15 protein-coding genes and 1 pseudogene are annotated in these 16067 nt (G+C 70.7%); 8 read left to right on the top strand and 8 right to left on the bottom strand.

Annotation, left to right across the window (positions count from 1 at the left end; genetic code table 11):
- The first annotated feature begins 47 nt into the window (after positions 1-47).
- Together Adu01nite_RS28065 and Adu01nite_RS28060 are read left to right on the top strand one after the other, a co-directional pair.
- Positions 48-4394, top strand: coding sequence for an NACHT domain-containing protein (locus Adu01nite_RS28065; RefSeq protein WP_203730924.1), 4347 nt, complete (start codon positions 48-50; stop codon positions 4392-4394).
- A gap of 20 nt (positions 4395-4414) precedes the next feature.
- On the top strand, positions 4415-4708 hold the full coding sequence (locus Adu01nite_RS28060; protein WP_203730922.1) for a hypothetical protein: 294 nt from the start codon (positions 4415-4417) through the stop codon (positions 4706-4708).
- Here the strand turns inward: Adu01nite_RS28060 and Adu01nite_RS28055 are convergent.
- Together Adu01nite_RS28055 and Adu01nite_RS28050 are read right to left on the bottom strand one after the other, a co-directional pair.
- Entirely contained in the window at positions 4643-5128 is a 486-nt protein-coding gene (locus tag Adu01nite_RS28055) for a DUF4352 domain-containing protein (protein ID WP_203730920.1), read from the bottom strand. The two genes, Adu01nite_RS28060 and Adu01nite_RS28055, sit on opposite strands and share 66 nt — an antisense overlap.
- A 41-nt stretch (positions 5129-5169) precedes the next feature.
- Complete coding sequence (locus tag Adu01nite_RS28050; protein WP_203730918.1) at positions 5170-5715, bottom strand: hypothetical protein; 546 nt, start codon at positions 5713-5715, stop codon at positions 5170-5172.
- A 130-nt stretch (positions 5716-5845) separates the two neighbouring features.
- On the opposite strand from Adu01nite_RS28050, the gene Adu01nite_RS28045 reads away from it, so the two are divergent.
- On the top strand, positions 5846-6625 hold the full coding sequence (locus Adu01nite_RS28045; RefSeq protein ID WP_203730917.1) for a phosphotransferase: 780 nt from the start codon (positions 5846-5848) through the stop codon (positions 6623-6625).
- Here the strand turns inward: Adu01nite_RS28045 and Adu01nite_RS28040 are convergent.
- The 4 genes from Adu01nite_RS28040 to Adu01nite_RS28025 all read right to left on the bottom strand — a co-directional run bounded on the left by Adu01nite_RS28040 (position 6622) and on the right by Adu01nite_RS28025 (position 10234).
- Positions 6622-6759 carry a hypothetical protein gene (locus tag Adu01nite_RS28040; RefSeq protein WP_203730915.1) on the bottom strand — a complete coding sequence of 46 codons (138 nt, stop codon included), beginning with the start codon at positions 6757-6759 and terminating at the stop codon, positions 6622-6624. The two genes, Adu01nite_RS28045 and Adu01nite_RS28040, sit on opposite strands and share 4 nt — an antisense overlap.
- Before the next feature lie 100 nt (positions 6760-6859).
- Complete coding sequence (locus tag Adu01nite_RS28035; RefSeq protein ID WP_203730913.1) at positions 6860-7603, bottom strand: IclR family transcriptional regulator; 744 nt, start codon at positions 7601-7603, stop codon at positions 6860-6862.
- A complete protein-coding gene (locus Adu01nite_RS28030) occupies positions 7600-8379 on the bottom strand; it encodes an SAM-dependent methyltransferase (protein WP_203730911.1) in 780 nt (259 codons plus the stop codon). Before Adu01nite_RS28030 ends, Adu01nite_RS28035 begins: the two co-directional genes overlap by 4 nt.
- Positions 8380-8434: 55 nt before the next feature.
- A complete protein-coding gene (locus tag Adu01nite_RS28025) occupies positions 8435-10234 on the bottom strand; it encodes a sigma-70 family RNA polymerase sigma factor (protein ID WP_203730910.1) in 1800 nt (599 codons plus the stop codon).
- Between the two features lie 274 nt (positions 10235-10508).
- Between Adu01nite_RS28025 and Adu01nite_RS28020 the strand changes: the two genes are divergently transcribed.
- Together Adu01nite_RS28020 and Adu01nite_RS28015 are read left to right on the top strand one after the other, a co-directional pair.
- The gene (locus Adu01nite_RS28020) at positions 10509-11372 is read left to right on the top strand and encodes an intradiol ring-cleavage dioxygenase (RefSeq protein WP_239132750.1); all 864 of its coding nucleotides are present in this window, start codon (positions 10509-10511) and stop codon (positions 11370-11372) included.
- Positions 11369-12427: a maleylacetate reductase gene (locus Adu01nite_RS28015; RefSeq protein WP_203730908.1), complete on the top strand. Its 1059-nt coding sequence runs from the start codon at positions 11369-11371 to the stop codon at positions 12425-12427. The genes Adu01nite_RS28020 and Adu01nite_RS28015 overlap by 4 nt, the downstream gene beginning before the upstream one ends.
- Here the strand turns inward: Adu01nite_RS28015 and Adu01nite_RS28010 are convergent.
- A complete protein-coding gene (locus Adu01nite_RS28010; protein WP_239132749.1) occupies positions 12349-13623 on the bottom strand; it encodes an MFS transporter in 1275 nt (424 codons plus the stop codon). The genes Adu01nite_RS28015 and Adu01nite_RS28010 overlap by 79 nt on opposite strands.
- Positions 13624-13714: 91 nt before the next feature.
- Here Adu01nite_RS28010 and Adu01nite_RS28005 point away from each other — a divergent pair, with 91 nt between their 5' ends.
- On the top strand, positions 13715-14662 hold the full coding sequence (locus Adu01nite_RS28005) for a LysR family transcriptional regulator (RefSeq protein ID WP_203730906.1): 948 nt from the start codon (positions 13715-13717) through the stop codon (positions 14660-14662).
- A 54-nt stretch (positions 14663-14716) separates the two neighbouring features.
- On the opposite strand, the gene Adu01nite_RS28000 is transcribed toward Adu01nite_RS28005, so the two are convergent.
- Positions 14717-14983: a GlsB/YeaQ/YmgE family stress response membrane protein gene (locus tag Adu01nite_RS28000; RefSeq protein WP_203730904.1), complete on the bottom strand. Its 267-nt coding sequence runs from the start codon at positions 14981-14983 to the stop codon at positions 14717-14719.
- 168 nt (positions 14984-15151) lie between these two features.
- On the opposite strand from Adu01nite_RS28000, the pseudogene Adu01nite_RS48965 reads away from it, so the two are divergent.
- Both Adu01nite_RS48965 and Adu01nite_RS47980 read left to right on the top strand, forming a co-directional pair.
- A pseudogene (locus Adu01nite_RS48965) lies at positions 15152-15217 on the top strand (hypothetical protein); the annotation flags it as partial.
- Between the two features lie 80 nt (positions 15218-15297).
- A complete protein-coding gene (locus Adu01nite_RS47980; protein WP_239132748.1) occupies positions 15298-15549 on the top strand; it encodes a cation transporter dimerization domain-containing protein in 252 nt (83 codons plus the stop codon).
- Positions 15550-16067 lie beyond the last annotated feature (518 nt).

The raw sequence follows: 16067 nt of genomic DNA, 5'->3' as shown, positions 1-16067 counted from the left end.
AGCAATCTGACCGGTGGCCGATCCACCGCCACCTGCAATATGGCGGGGTGCGGAGATTCCGGATCACCTCGACGCTGGCCGTGGTCGTGTCCTTGATCGTCATTCCCCTTGGCCTCAACTACGCCACGGCCAGCGTCGTGGCTCCTGCCAAGTGGACACCGTGGATCTGGGGTGCCCTCGTTCTGTCCACCCTGGCCGCGGTGGCCGTCTCGATGAAGACTCCGGAACCACCAGAAATCACCCGGCAGACTCTCGACGATGCCACGGCGCGGCTGGCCGAGATCGAACTCGACCGGACCGTGGCCGAGCGACGCGGCCGAGCACAGGAATCGGGCCTCGGCGAAGCCCGGTGGCGCAGTCGGCCGGGCCAACCGGACCTGTTCGGGCAGTCGCCGCTCGACCTCGGATCCCACCGCCCCGAGGAGCTCATGGCGGATGCCTTCCAGCAGCTGCCGTCCGGGCGCCTGTCCATCATCGGTGCTCCCGGCTCGGGAAAGTCGACGCTGGCGCTCGCGCTTGTCGAAGGACTGCTGACCCGGAGACAGAAGAGAGATCCGGTCCCGGTCCTGGTGTCCCTTGCGGATTGGAACCCGCGCACCGAACCACCGGAAGCGTGGCTCAGCCTTCGGCTCGCGGTCCTGTTTCCTTTCCTCAGTTCGATGGGCTCCCTCGCGGTGTCGACCTTGGTCGCGGCGGGCCGCATCCTGCCTGTGCTCGACGGGCTGGACGAGCTCCCCGCCGAACTGCAGACGGCAGCACTCGCCCGGCTCTCCGGATCACGGCTGGCGCGGCGGCCTTACGTCCTGACCAGCCGGACCGACGCCTTCGACCGGGCTGCGGAGTCGACCACCCTGCCGCCCGACATGGCGGTGATCGAGCTGCACCCGGCCTCGCCGGACGCGCTCGCGCGGTACCTGCGCAGACACCAAACCGCGGACGACCAACGCTGGGAGCCGGTGCTGACGGAGCTGGCCCAGCACCCGGCCGGGCTGGTGGCCCGCACGCTCTCGATGCCGTGGGCGGCCTACGCGGCCCGAACGGCCTACGCGGATGCCGGCACTGATCCGCGTGAGCTGCTGGACGATGGCCGCTTCGGGTCATCGGCCGCGCTCGAAGGCCATCTGCTCAACGTCTGGCTCGACAGCCTGATGCGACACCGCGAGTTACGACCGTCGGCTTCGCGGCAGCCACGGTTCGATCCAGCGGCGACGAGACGGTGGTTGGGCTGGCTGGCCGGGTATCTGCGCGACACCGACAAGCGGCAGCTGGCCTGGTGGGACCTCGCGCAAGCGCTACCGTCCCCGCTGCGGAACGCCGGGTACTGGCCGATGCTGGCCGTTCTGCTGGCGCCGATCGATCTTAAAGCGGCGATCGTGGCCCTGTGGACCACGGGCATTGCCGTCTGGCCTGATCAGAGGCGGGAGGAGACACCGCGGCAACTCGCCTGGGCACCCGGCCGACGGATTGTCATAGGCATAAGCGGAGCGTTACTCGCGACGGTCGGCCTGGTCGCCCCGCTGTCCTTGCAACCGCAGATCTCCGTCTCGACCTGGATCGCCTGGCTGGCGGCAGCCGGTCTGGCGCTCGTGATTCTCGCGCTCGTGGACGCCGCCGTCGTTCCGATCACCGACCCGGGCGGAACACTGACTCAACAGGTTCGCCGCGATCGGCGCGCGATCCTCGTCCGGGCAACCGCGGCCGGCGTGGCCACCGGCGCCGGCACCGCCGCCGTGGTGGATCGAACGCTCCCGCATGCAGGGTGGACGGTCGCCGTGGCCGCGGCGACCACGTTCGTCATCGTCATGGCCGCGAGTGCCGCCTCCGGAAAGTTCCGGCTTGCTCGCATCTGGCTGGCGGCACGCGGTCAACTGCCCTGGCGTCTGAGCGCTTTCATGAGCTACGCGAACAGCATCGGAGTGCTGCGCTCGGACGCCGGCCGCTTCGAGTTCCGGCACGCGGCACTGCAGGACATGCTCGCCGGTCCGAAGGGCCGGCCAGCCGGACGTCCGGCGATCAAGCCGAGTCTGGCCCAGGCCATCGTGGACGAGGTCTTCGTGCTGCCGGAGGTCGCCATGCGCCTGGCCAGGCAGCAAGAAGTGCGGCCACAACCGAGCAAGCTGGGCGGGCCCCGCGAGGACATCGAGCAGCGCGTCCGCCTGATCCTCGCCGAACGACCCGAAGAGGTGCTCGACCGGGGCCGGGAGGACCGGATCCGATTCCGGCAGGCACACGGCCGGCTGGTACGCGCCGTTGGCCGGCCCGGCTGGACCAGGCTCGCGTGGGCCTACCAGATCGTGCTCTGGCTCTCTCTGGTGTTGTCGCTGCTGGGCGCCGCGCTCACCTTTCTTCCACGATGGGGCCCGGCACTGATCGCCGGGGCCGCGTTGGTCGCTGCCGCCACGACGGCGTCGCGAGCGGTGCAATATCTCAACTGGCGCGTAACCATGCCGATCGGCGTAAGCCTTCCCCGATTACGGGCGGCGGCGTGGCTGGTGCTGGTCGCGGCGGTCGCCGGGGCCGCGATCGCCGTGCCGGTGGACGTCGCCAGGGAACCGGCCCTGATGTCGGCCACCCTGGTGATCGCCGTCTGCTGGCCGCCGGCGGCACTGGCGTGGCTGTTGAGCAGGCCCCACGAACGGATCCAGCAGCGGCTGGCCGCCGACGAGCCGGCCTACTGGCCGGACGCGCCAGGAACCGAGCAGCTGCGCACGGCCGCCGAGCAGGCACGGCAGGACTGGATTACGGCGCTCGCCCGCAACGGGGTGATGCCGTTCCTGCGCGACAAACTGGGTGCCGGCACGAGCCGGTTCAGCACCACGCTGCTCCCATTCGACGCCAGCCGGCTCGGCGGGGTCAGCCGGGTCGACCAGCTGGTGCAGACCCCGGCGACCCGGCAGCTCGACCGTTACCTGCGCGACCTGAGCAGCATCAGTGTCGGCATCAGCGGTTCGCGCGGAGCCGGCAAGAGCACGGTCCTGCAGCGCTTCTGCGTCTCCCAGTTCACCCGGACCACGGAGGACCTGCTGCTGCTGGTGCCTGCGCCCACCGCGTACGACCGCCGGGAGTTCCTCATCCACCTGTTCGCCGAAATCTGCGAACGTGTGGTGGGCGAGGACGACGCGGTCCGCCCGCAACGGCGGCGCCTGCTCACGGCGGCGTGGCGGGCCTTGCCCGGGGTCCTCGTGGCCGGCGGCCTCCTGACGACCGCATTGGCCTGGTCCTGGTCCAGCGTGGTCTCCGCCGCGCACCTGGTGACCATGAGCCAGCGCACCGCCATCATCGTCGGTGGGCTGGTGATCACCGGCCTCGGTCTCATGATGGCGCTGCTGATGAGCCGAAGCGGAGGCCGCGCCAGCCAGCGCTCGGCCACCACCCAGCAGAGTGCCATCGCTCAGCTGAACCGGCTGCGCTACCAGCTCACGACCTCCACCTCGCGGGTCGGCAAGATCGGGCTGCCGCGTGGCGTCGAGTTCAGCACCACGGCGGGCACTCAGCGAACCGAGCAGATGCGCAGCTATCCCGAGTTGGTCGCCGACTTCCGTGAGCTTCTGCACCAGGTCGCGCTGGAACGACGCAGCCTTGGCCGCCGTGTCATCATCGGCATCGACGAACTCGACAAGATCGACTCACCCGCCGACGCGGAACGCTTCCTGAACGATCTCAAGGTCATCTTCGGTGTTCCGGGCTGCTTCTTCCTGGTCGCCGTCTCCGACGACGCCCTGGCTGCGTTCGATCGGCGGTCCCTTTCGGTCCGGACCACCTTCGACAGCGCCTTCGACCAGATCATCACCGTGCCGCCGCTCGGGCTCGACGAAGCTCGCGAGCTGCTGAGTCTGCGCGGAGTCTCGCTCCCCGAGCCCTACCTGTGGCTGTGCCACGCATTGTCCGGCGGGCTCCCGCGGGATCTGCTCCGATCCGTCCTGCAGCTGGCAACCGCGTCCGCCGACCAGGTGGACGACCTGCCGACGCTGGCCCGAGAACTGATCGGGCACGATGTCCGGTCAGTGTTCCGGGCCCAGCTGTTCCAGGCCGAGGTAGCCACCGATCCCGCCCGCCCGGCCGTGACCGCGTGGCTGGCCCGGGCCGCCGACTCCGAAGCCACGAGCGCGGCACTGGAACGAACCGTGACGTCACCGCCGGCCGTCGAGCCCGGGTCCGTCCTGGCGTCGCTGGTAAGCCAGTCCTGCAGCTACGCCTGCTACGCGGCGACGCTGCTTCACGCTTTCACCGAGGACACCCCGAAAACCGTCGACTGGTTGAGCAACACGGACCGAAGCAAGGGCGTAGATCTGCTGGCATCGGCCCGGGCCCACCTGGCGACCAGCCCGGACTCGGCAATGACCCGCGTGCAGCGGTTCCGAGACGAGGCACCGTTCCTCACGCCACTGGCATGAAAGCCGCTATTGTCGGCCCCATGAACGGTCGCCGATCGATCCTTTCGTACAAGTCCGAGGGTTCCGTCCTCAGCCTCTGGTCGAAGGGGTCGGTCCTGTCGATCGGGTCGACCGGGTCGGCGCTGTCCATCGGCTCGATCGGGTCCTACGGTTCGATCGCGTCGATCGGGTCGTTCCTGAGCGTCGGCTCGGTGCTGTCCGCCGTGTCGATCTTCTCGGTGCTGGCCTGGAAGGCGAAGCGCGGCGTCCTAACCCAGGGGAACGGTGATGCCGGCCGAGCCGGTCGACTCCCGCAGCACCACCGAGGTAAGTGACGTCGTCTTCGGCACGTCGTAGACCAGCTCGTCGGTGATGCTCGCGCCCGCGGCCAAGTCGTCGAGCAGGTGCGTGCCGATCCGGACCTCCGCGACCGCGTCCGCGGGATGCGCGGTGCCCTGCGTGTCGTAGGCCTTGGCGAACGCGATCCCCGGCTTGCGGGCCGTGTCGCTGAGGTTGTGAACGATGATGGCGACGGTGCAGAACTGGCCGGTCGCGGTCGCGCCCTCGATGGCGGTCACCCCGCAGTCGTGCGCGGTCACCGTGTACTCGAAGATCCCGTCCTGGGTGACCGGCGTGCCCACCGCTGGGCTTTTGGTGGTTTTGACTGTTTCATCCGCACTGCGGTGCCAGACGAGCACTCCGGCCACGGCCAGGACCGCCACCACCAGAACGACCCACGGCCGGCGCTTGTTCACGCCGCACCATGTCGGCAGCCACCGTGCTCAACTCAAAGGGTTCAGCCGCAGGTCACCGTCGGATTCTCGGTGGCCAGCTCGCCGGCCGGGTTGTGCCGGTAGAGCCAGACGTGCAGGTCGTAGTGCACCGGCATGGGCGGGGCGCCCTGCGGGACCGGGTGCCCGAGCATCGGCCCGTTGAACGGGTGGTCGTAGAGGGCCGGCCGGTCCCGGTCGGTGTTCAGGTCGCCGTCGCCGTCGGGCAGGAAGTACTCCACGGCGGTGAGCTTCAGCCTGCCGTGCGGGCCGGCCAGGTAGAGCAGGATCTCCGGCTTCAGCGGGTCGATCCGCCCGTCGCCGGCGTAGGCCGGGTTCACGTAGTGCAGGCCCATGCCGGGAACGCAGTCCTTGGTCGGCAGGTAGCCGGCGTCGATGGCCCGCTGCACGTCGCGGAATTTCCCGGTGACCGCCAGCAGCTTCGCCCGCTCGGCCTTGGTCAGATGCGCGACCGGCGGGGCGGCCACCGCCGTGCCGCCGCCGCTGAGCGCGCACGTCACCGCGACCGCGGCCGCCGTGCCGCACCGCCGGACTGCCTGCGAAAACGTCATCCCCGTGCCTCCTGGCGATCTTCCTGCTGGACCATTACAGCGTCCGGCCCCGACCGGTGCGGCGTCCCGGCTTTACCCGGACGAGGTAAAACCGGTATCCCCGCCACAGCGCCGCCGGTATGAAGTACCGATGAGCGAGCAGACACTGCCGGGCGGTAACACCACCGGTGCGGTCCGGGCCGGAAACGTCGTCCACAAGCCGGCCGCGCCATGGACGCCGAGCGTGCACGCGCTGCTGCGACATCTGGAACAGGCGGGTGTCGAGGGGGTGCCCCGGCCGCTCGGCTTCGACGATCAGGGCCGGCAGATGCTCAGCTACCTGCCCGGCGAGGTGATCGGCGGCCGGCAACCGTGGCCGGCCTGGGTCTACCGGGACGACACCCTCGAACAGGTCGGCCGCTGGTTGCGGCGGGTGCACGACGCGTCCGCCACCTTCGTCCCGCCGCCGGACGCGCGCTGGTTCACCGGCGACAAGCTGCAGCCCGGCATGGTGATCGGCCACCAGGACGCGGCGCCCTACAACGCGGTGATGGACGGCGACCGGCTGGCCGGCTTCTTCGACTGGGACACCGCGAGCCCGTCCCCCCGCGAGGTCGATCTGGGCTTCTCGGCGCTGCTGTGGGTGCCGCTCACCCCGGTCGCCGCGGCCGAGCTGGTCGGCCACGACCGGCCCGAGGAGCGGTCCCGGCGCCTGCACCTGCTGCTCGACGCATACGGCTACGAGGGCGACCGCCTTGCGTTCGGCCCGGTGATCGTGGCCCGCGCCCGGCGGCAGGCGGCGGTCATCCGCGAGATGGCCGAGGCGGGCGACCCGGCCGCGACCGCGCTGCTGCCGATCGCCGGCCTGCTGCAGAAGTCCGCCGCCGAGGTCGAGCTCCTGCCGCCTTCGTTCTGGGTCGCCCTGGCCTAACCCTTGAAGGCCAGGTAGAGCAGTGCTACCAGGGCCACCACCATCAGCAGGATCAGGCCGCCGACGATCAGGGTCACGGCTGTGCCGCCGCCGTCCTTCTCGTACGCGATGTCGTCCTGCTTGTCGTCGGCCACGGCGGTCCTCCTGCGTGTGGAACTGAACGCCGGGAGGTTAGCCATCAGGATCGGGCCGGGGCGAGGCGTCATTCCGCAGCGCGAAACGCGTCACCGACCGTCATCGGGTGGTGGCGGTCAGGACGCTGCGCACCAGGCGGCCGGCCCGGTGCAGCTCGGGGCCGGGGTAACGCATCGTCGAACCCAGCACGGCCAGGGCGCCGACCACCCGGCCGGAGACGTAGACCGGTACTGCCGCGCCGGACATGCCGGGCAGGAACTCGCCGGACTGGATGGCGTAGCCGCGGTCCCGGCTGGCCGCCACGTCGGCGGCGAGCGCGTCCGGGTCGACGATGGACGCCGTGGTGCGCGGGGTGAGCCGCAGCTTCGGCACCACCGACGCGAGGCCGGACGGCGGCAGGCCGGACAGCACCGCCTTGGCCAGGCACCCGCTGGTGATCGCGTAGCGGTGGCCGACCGGTGAGGTGGCCGCGCCCGGCTGCAGCGAGTGCCGCTTGCCGATGATCAGCAGGGACAGGGTGGCCCAGTCGACCTCGGCGATCAGCACGGTCTCGCCGGTGCGCCGGGCCAGCTCGTCGGCGGCCGGACCGGCCCGGTGGGTGACCGCCGAACCGGCCGTGACCTGGCTGCCCAGCTCGACCAGGCGCACCCCGAGCAGGTAGGAGCCGTCGTCGTCCTGGCGCAGGAAGCCGCGGTCGATCAGGGTGACGGCCAGCCGGCGGACGCTGGGCCGGGGCAGGCCGACCGCCTCGGCCAGCTCGGACAGGGTGAGACGTGGGTGCGCCGCACTGAACGCACTGAGAATGTCCAGCGCGCGGGCGACCGACCGAACCTCCCCGGTCACGGCTTGCGCGCCACCGCCCCGTACGCGTCGATGTACTCGACCTTGCCCGGCTCGGGCCGCCACTTGGTGATCTGGGTGAGGCCGGGCTCCACCAGCTCCAGGCCCTCGAAGCAGGTGGCCAGCTCGGCGGGGCTGCGCAGGATGTAGGGCACGCCGCCGCTCTCGGCCAGCTTGTCGGAGCCGGCCACCACCTCGGGCGACGTGTTGGTGCCGTCCCACAGGACCAGGTGGCTGCCGGACGAGGTCGCTCCGAAGATCGTGCCGACGATCCGGTGGATCTCGGCCAGGTCGGGTTCGTAGCCCATCACGCCCATGAACATGACCGCGGTCGGCTGCGAGAAGTCGAGCGTCTCGGCCGCCTTGGTCAGGATCGCCTCCGGCTCGTGGTAGTCGGCCGGGACGTAGCTGGTGGTGGCGCCGCGCAGCAGGGCGCGGGCGTGCACGAGCACCATCGGGTCGTTGTCGACGTAGACGATCTTCGACTCGGGCGCGATGCCCTGCGCGACCTCGTGGGTGTTCTGCATCGTGGGCAGGCCGGTGCCGACGTCGAGGAACTGGCGGATGCCGGCCTCGGCGGCCAGGTAGCGCACGACCCGGATGAGGAACTGCCGGGAGTAGCGGGCCATCAGCGCGATCTCCGGGTAGACCCCGGCGACCGCATCACCGGCGGCCCGGTCGGCGGCGAAGTTGTCCTTGCCGCCCATCCAGTAGTTCCACATGCGCGCAGCGTGCGGGATGTCAGCCTGGAGCTCTTTGGACAGGTCCTCGTCCGTCATGGCGCTCTTTCTAGTGCCCGAAGATGCCTCGTGGCAAGCGCCGTCCTCAAAGGAGTCAGCGAACACACCGCGCGTAACCGGCCGTGGCCTTGCGGTAGTTGGTGTACCCGTCGTCGTAGTTGAGCGCCCAATTCTTCGTCTTGTCCGGCGCGGCCGAGGTGGATGTCCAGTACCAGCCGTTCTTCACGGTCGAGGGAAATGCGTCGACGTCGATGGCCGGGGCTACCCGCGTCTCGTCGACGGTGGTGGACAGTTCACGAAGGGTCGGAAGTCGCATTTCCAGATCGGCACAGCGCGCCTCCGCCTCCGCCACCGTCATGGTCGCCGTCGAACCGGTCCGTTCCCAGGTCAGCCCGGTCGCCGGATCGGTGACCACGCTGCCGGAAATTTCGTATTCAGGCCGACCCTTACCCTCGGTCGAGGAACGCACACATCGCACCTGATACGCGCCCGACTGATAGGCGCCGTTCGATGCGAGACCCTCGTAGAAGTTGATGATCCAGGCCCGCAGCGGCTCCTTGGTCACCGCCCACGGCGAGGACGTCCAGAAGAACTGCGCCGGCGTCGACGGGAACGCCGCCTTGTCGATCGCCGGCCCCGACCGCGACGGGTCCACGATCGACGTCAGCTCGATCCGGCTCGGCAGATGCCAGGCACCGCCGGCAAGATCAAGTTCGCTGCAGTAACTCTGCGCATCGGTGAACGTGTGCGTCGACGGCGCCACCGCCTTCTGCCACACCAGACAGGTCGCCTCGTCCCGCACCGTCCCGTCCCCCAGATCGGTGTATTTCGGCGCCGCCACCATCGGCCAACTCGCCCAGATCCGGTCAAGCCCGGCATTACATCCAGCCTTCACGGCCGCCGCAACTTTCTTCTTGGCGGCCTTCTTTGCTGCCGCCGACTTCGAGGGGGAAACCGACGGTGACGGCGTCGGCGCCGCGGTGGTCACGGCCACGGAGCTGGGCGCCGCCACGATCTGAGCGGTCGGCGTCGGCTTCGCGTCCGCCATTTGGGTGTACGCGAGGAGACCTGCCACCACCGCAACGGCGGCCGTTCCCGCAGTCGCGAGGGCCCATGATCGCCCCGAGGAGGCGAGGGACTTGCCCCCCGCGATGGCCTGCATTCCGGCCGGAACCGGGACCAGGGCGCAGCCCGCGAGCAGCCGCTCGACGGCCACCTGATCGCGCGACCGCGCGAGGCAGGCCGGACAGTCCCGCACGTGCCGGTCGATCCGCTTGCGCCAGAGCGCGGCCGGCCGCCCGTCCCACCCGGTGACCGTCTCGGCCAGCCCGGCGCAGCGCGGCGACCCGGCCAGCGCGGCCACGATCGCCCGGCCGCGGTCGAGCTGCCCGCGCATCCGCTGCACCCGCACCGCCGCGTAGGCCATGGTCGTCCCGAGCGCCGCCGCGATCTCGCCGCGGGTCAGCTCGCCGGCCGCCTCCTGCCACCACAGCGCCAGCACCGTGCGGTCCTCGCCGTCGAGCCAGCGGGCCGCCTCGGCGACCTGCCGCCGCTCCCCCGACAGGCGCAGCCGCAGGATGGTCAACTCCTCGAAGTCCTGCGGGGCGTCCGGCACCTGGTCGAGCCCGACGGTCGGCAGCCGGCCCTGGTGGCTGCTGATCTGGTGCACGGCGATGGTCAGCACCCAGGAGCGCAGGCTCTCCGGCTGCCGCAGCGACCCGAGGTCGCGGACCACCCGCAGCATCGTCTCCTGGACCACGTCCTCGACGTCCGGGTCGGCGCCGAGCGCGCGGCCGGTCACGTTGTAGACCAGCGGCAGGTAGGCGCGGACGAGCTGTTCGCGGGCCCGCCGGTCACCGCGCTGGGCCGCGACGACCACATCCCGTTCCCGCATCAGCACTCCTCGAATTACCGTTCCGTCGTTTCCGCCGAGCGAGGCTAAATTGTTTTCCGGGTGCCTGTCAATCGGCGGCTCTATTGACGGCAGGCGCATATCACTTTCCCCGGATCGGGTGCGTCACAAGCTCCTGAGCAGGATATTCGTGGAGGAAATGGGGAGCCGATCAGCGTACTCATATTAAGAATTTCTTAAGACCGTGGTGAATTCGGTAATCCGGTGCGCGCGACGCATTTGCCCGTGGCGGCGGCGCAGACCCTAAGCTGGGCGGATGGAGCTGTTCAGTGAGGAGCGGTCGGCGGAGGTCGTCGCCGAAAGCTTCGCGGCGACCGCCGATCCGCGGCTGCGGCAGGTGATGACGTCGCTGGTCGAGCATCTGCACGCGTTCGTGAAGGACGTCGAGCTGACCGAGGCCGAGTGGGCCGCCGCGGTCGATTTCCTGACCCGCACCGGGCAGAAGTCGGACGCGGCGCGGCAGGAGTTCATCCTGCTCTCCGACGTGCTGGGGGTGTCGATGCTGGTCGAGACGATCAATCATCGCAGCGGCGGCACGTCCACCGAGTCGACCGTGCTCGGGCCGTTCCATGTGGTCGAGTCGCCGCCGCGCTCGCTCGGCGATCTGATCGTGCTCGACGACAAGGGCACGCCTTGCCTGGTGTCCGGCCAGGTCACCGGGCCTTCCGGCGAGCCCCTCGCCGACGCCGTCGTGGACGTCTGGCAGGCGAACGAGGACGGCTTCTACGACGTGCAGCAGCCCGGCATCCAGCCGCCGGGCAACCTGCGCGGGCTGTTCCGGACCGATCTTGAAGGCAGGTTCTGGTTCCGGTCGGTGGTGCCGCGCTTCTACCCGATCCCCGACGACGGCCCGGTCGGCCAACTGCTCGCCGCGACCGGCCGGCATCCCTACCGGCCCGCGCACCTGCACTTCATCGTGACCGCACCGGGCTATCGCTCGGTGACCACGCACGTCTTCGTCGCCGACAGTCCGTACCTTGACTCCGACGCCGTCTTCGGGGTCAAGGAGAGCCTGGTCCGTGAGGTGCCGCTGGTGGACGACCCGGCCCGGGCCGAGGCCGCCGGCCTGGACAATCCGTTCCGGACGCTGACCTTCGACATCGGGCTGCTGCGCTCGTGAGCCGGGAGTTCATCTACTCGGCGCTGCCGATGCGGGTGGTGTTCGGGGCCGGGTCGCTGCGCCAGGTGCCGGCCGAGGTCGCCGCGCTGGGCCTTTCCCGGGTGCTGGTGATCAGCGGTCCGCGCCAGGAGGCCGTCGCCAAGCAGGTCTTCGCCTCGCTCGGCTCGCGGGCCGCCGGCATTCTCCCCACCGCCCGCGAGCACGTCCCCGCGGCCACCGCGGCGGCTGCGTGCGAATTGGCCGCCTCGCTCGGCGCCGACGGTTGTGTCGCGGTCGGTGGCGGCTCGTCGATCGGGCTCGGCAAGGCGATCGCCAAGGAACTCGGGCTGCCGGTGGTGGCGGTGCCGACGACGTACGCCGGCTCGGAGATGACCCCGGTCTGGGGGCTCACCACCGACGGGGTGAAACGCACCGGCCGCGACCCTCGAGTACTGCCGGTGAGCGTCGTCTACGACCCGGAACTCACCGTGTCGATGCCCACCGAACTCTCCGTGACGAGCGGCTTCAACGCGATCGCCCACGCCGTCGAGGGCCTCTACGCACCCGACGCCTCGCCGATCGTGTCGCTGATGGCCGAGGAGGGCGCCCGGGCGCTCGTCACCGCCCTGCCCGCGGTGGTGCGCGACGGCCACGACCTCGACGCCCGCGCCGAGGCCCAGCACGGCGCCTGGCTGTGCGGCGCGGTGCTCGGCGCCACCACGATGTCGCTGCACCACAAGCTGTGCCACGCGCTCGGCGGCACCCTCGGCCTGCCGCACTCGGCGACCCACACCGTGGTCCTGCCGCACGTGCTGGCGTTCAACGCGCCGTTCGCCGCCCCCGCGGTCGCCGCCCTCGGCCGGGCCTTCGGCACCGACGACCCGGCCCGCTACCTGTGGGACCTCGCCGACAGCCTGGGCGCACCCGGGTCGCTGTGCGAGCTGGGCATGGCGTTCACCGACATCGACCGGATCGCCGACGCGGTCACGGCGAGCCCCTACGCCAACCCGCGCCCGGCCGGCCGCGAGGTGGTGGCGGCGCTGCTGCGCTCGGCCTGGGAGGGCGCGCTCGGCTGATCAAAGGCCTTGCTGCGGAACAACAGCACCGGCGTGCCGAGGATCAGCAGACCGGCGACCACCAGCGCGGTCCGGGTGCCGGTCAGCGTCGCGAGCACCCCGCCGAGCGCGGTGCAGACGGCGATCGCCGCACTCGTGCTGATCGACCAGGCCGACAGGGTGCGGGCGACCCGGTCGTCCGGGGTGTGCTCGAGCCGGTAGGTGGCGAGCACCGGCCCGTACAGGCTCATGCTGATGATGATGGCCAGCTCCACCGCGATCACCGTGACCAGGCCGGTGACGCCCGGCTGGACGAAGGCGAGCCCGATCAGCCAGATCACCCGCAACGTGCCGACGGTCCGCAGGATCCGGCGCCGGCCGTACCGGGCCACCACCCCGCGGGCCAGCCGCGACCCGATCAGGCCGCCGGCACAGGGGGCCGCGAAGGCCAGGCCGTACTGCCACGGCGGGAACCCGAGCTCACCGACCAGCAGCACCGCCAGCAGCGGCTCGGTCGCCATGATCAGGCCGTTGACCAGCAGCTGATTCAGGAACAGCGCCCGCAGACCCGGGTGGCCGAGGATGTGCCGCCACCCGTCAGTCAGCTTCCGCGTTTCTTTCTGCTGCGCCTCCGGCCGGCCTCCTCCTCCTCGGATCGCGATTAGCGCCAGCGCCGACCCCAGGTAGCTGACCGCGTCCGCCACGACGGTCGTGACCGGCCCGAACACCCCGATCGCCGCCCCGCCCAGCGGTGGACCGACCGCGATCGAGCTCCAGGTGGTCGACTCGAACCGGGCGTTGGCCACCAGCAGGTCCCCCTTCGGGACCAGAGCCTTGAGGTACGCGCCGCTCGCCGCCCCGAACGCCACCTTCGCCGCCGCGACCACCGCCGACACAACCAGCAGTTGGGCGAAGCTCAACCGGCCCAGCGCGTACGCGACCGGAATCGTGATCATCACCGCGAACCGGGCCAGGTCCATGCCGATCATCACCGGCCGCTTGGGCCGGAACTCCACCCACGGCCCGAGCGGCAACGCCAGCAGCGCCCCCACCGCCGGCCCGACCGCCGACAGCGCGGCCACCTCGGCCGGCGTCGCGTGCAGCACCAGCACGGCGATCAGCGGAAGCGCCCCGAAGCCGAAGCCCGAGCCGTAGGCACTGACCGCGTACGCCACCCACAGCCAGCCGAACTGCCGCCCCAGAGCTCTCCTCGCCACGCCAGCGATCCAAGCAGCGCCGCCGACCGCTCCGCAAACAACCGCCCGGTCGGCGAGCCACAACCGTTCGTTGTGCCGCTAGGGTCGCCGGATGGATCTCGACGCCGTGCGCACCTTCGTGGCCGCCGCCGACGCCGGCCAATTTCAGGACGCCGCGGCCGCCCTCGCGATCACCCAGCAGGCCGTCTCCAAGCGCATCGCCGCCCTGGAGAGGGACCTCGAGGTGCGCCTGTTCACCCGCACCGCCCGCGGCATCCAGCTGACCATCGACGGGCAGGCGTTCCTGCCGCACGCCCGCGAGCTGCTCCGGGTCGAGAAGCGGGCGGACGCCTCGGTGCGCCCCGGCCGTCGTGCCCTGCGGGTCGACGTGGTCAACCGGCGGATCGCGGCGGCGGTGCTCCTGCACGACTTCTACCGCCTGCACCCCGAGATCGACCTGGACGTCGTGACCCTCGACATCGGGGTGGCCGCCGCGATCGCCGAGGTCGAGGCGGGCACGATCGACGCCACCTTCCACGCGGTGACGGTCCCGGCCGCCCACCTGCCCCGCCCGATCCGGACCACCCGGGTCATCGACGAGCCGCACCAGCTCCTCGTCGGCCCGCGCCACCCGCTGGCCGGGGCCGCCGCCGTCACCCCCGCCCAGCTGGCCGGCCACCGGATCTGGATGCCCGGGATGGCCCCCGGCACCGAGTGGGCCGCCTACTACGTCGAGCTGGCGGCGGCATTCGGGCTGACCATCGACATGGTCGGCCCGGTGTTCGGCAACGAGGCCCTGCTGGCCGAGATAGCCGACTCGGCCGAGCTGGCGACGCTGGTCGGCGAGGGCTCCCGCTACCTGTGGCCGGACAGCTACGACCTGCGCCGCATCCCGGTCCGCAACCCGGCCCCGATCTACCCCATGTCCCTGATCTGGCACGCCGACAACCCACACCCGGGGCTGGCCGAGCTCAGCGACTACTTCCGCACCCGATTCCGCCCCCACCGCCCGGACGCAGAGACGCCCGGCTCGACCGTTTGGCTGCCGGACTGGCAGTGATCGCGCCGGGCGTGTCGGTTCCTTGACTTCGGGCCCGCTTCCGGCCCGGCAGGCTCAGGGGCGGCGGCTTCGGAGGCCGGCCACCAGCACTACGCCGCCGGCGGCCAGCGCGATCTGCAGGATCAGCTCGATCCAGTCGATGCCGTCGGTGTCGTCGACGCCGATCGCGGCGGCGATGAACGTGCCGATCAGGGCCGCGACGATGCCGATCACGATGGTGAGCCAGATCGGGATGTTCTGCTTGCCGGGCACCGCGAGCCGCCCCAGCGCGCCGATGATCAGGCCGATGATGATCGCGGTGATGATGCCGGAGATTTCCACGTCAGCTCCTCGCTTCGGGGGTTGCGCACGGAGTTCCCGGCCGCTGTCACCGGCCAAACCTCACGGGTCTGCCCGGTCTCCCGCCATCCGCACCGAACGGGCTGCGAGACTGTCTGCTGATCAACGGGGAGAGGTTCGACGGCGGGCGAGGGCAGCACGAAGGCCGTAGTGACGGCGCTGAGCGCGAATCTGGCGATCGGAGTAGCGAAATTCATCGCCGCCGCGATCACCGGCTCGGCATCGATGCTGGCCGAAGGCGTGCACTCGGTCGCCGACTCGGCCAACCAGGCGAGTCCGCGGTTCCGGAGCAGGTGGTGGCGATCGAAAAAGCGTTGCTCGCCTCCCCTGGCGTCGACCGGGTCATCCACTTGCGCACGATGCACCTCGGGCCGGACGAGCTCCTCCTGGCGGCGAAGATCGCCGTCGACGCTCGTGACGACGGGGCCGAGATCGCGGCGACCATCGACGATGCCGAGGCCCGGGTTCGCACGGCCGTCCCGTCGGCAAAGGTCATCTACCTGGAGCCGGACATCTACCACCCGGATCCACGCACACCCGCCGCCTGACCCGAGCCGACGGATTCGACGACCCACCCCGCTCCGCTGCCCAGGCTTCGACACCCGGCTCCGCCGCCCGATGCGCGGCTCCCCCGCCGTCAGGCTGTTGCTCCGCTTCCGATCGGGCGGCGTTCCGGCGGCACATCCACTCCGCATGCGAACCTCCGCGCCCCGATTTCTTGAAATTGGGGTCTTGGCCGGCAACCGACGGCCCGACTTCCCGGAGGTTGGGGCCTTGCCCGCCACCAGCAGCTCCACTTTCCCGAAGGACGGGGTCTCGGCACGCCCGGCAGCTCGACCTCCCGAAGGACGGGTCTCGGGCCGCCCGGCAGCTCGACTGCAGGGAGCTGACTGTGACCCTGCCCGGAAGGATCTAGTCGAGTCACTGTGCGGCTGGCACCGCAACTCGACAAGATCGAGCCGAGGCGAGCCGTCGACGACCTCGCGGCGACCGCGGCGCGCTCCTCGCTGCCGGCGCCACCCGCTTCGACTTCCAGCCCAACTCGATCACTGCTTCGTGTACGCCG

It is taken from the genome of Paractinoplanes durhamensis (assembly GCF_016862175.1).
Taxonomy (GTDB): Bacteria; Actinomycetota; Actinomycetes; order Mycobacteriales; family Micromonosporaceae; genus Actinoplanes; species Actinoplanes durhamensis.
Note: the sequence above shows the minus strand (reverse complement) of the source record. Positions and strands in the feature narration are given on the sequence as shown.

Bases quoted from the DNA above. Each gene is read 5' to 3' on its own strand.
- Adu01nite_RS28030 (WP_203730911.1), bottom strand. From the start codon at position 8,379: ATGACGGACGAGGACCTGTCCAAAGAGCTCCAGGCTGACATCCCGCAC.
- Adu01nite_RS28020 (WP_239132750.1), top strand. From the start codon at position 10,509: ATGGAGCTGTTCAGTGAGGAGCGGTCGGCGGAGGTCGTCGCCGAAAGC.
- Adu01nite_RS28025 (WP_203730910.1), bottom strand. From the start codon at position 10,234: ATGCGGGAACGGGATGTGGTCGTCGCGGCCCAGCGCGGTGACCGGCGG.
- Adu01nite_RS28050 (WP_203730918.1), bottom strand. From the start codon at position 5,715: ATGACGTTTTCGCAGGCAGTCCGGCGGTGCGGCACGGCGGCCGCGGTC.
- Adu01nite_RS28045 (WP_203730917.1), top strand. From the start codon at position 5,846: ATGAGCGAGCAGACACTGCCGGGCGGTAACACCACCGGTGCGGTCCGG.
- Adu01nite_RS28005 (WP_203730906.1), top strand. From the start codon at position 13,715: ATGGATCTCGACGCCGTGCGCACCTTCGTGGCCGCCGCCGACGCCGGC.
- Adu01nite_RS28060 (WP_203730922.1), top strand. From the start codon at position 4,415: ATGAACGGTCGCCGATCGATCCTTTCGTACAAGTCCGAGGGTTCCGTC.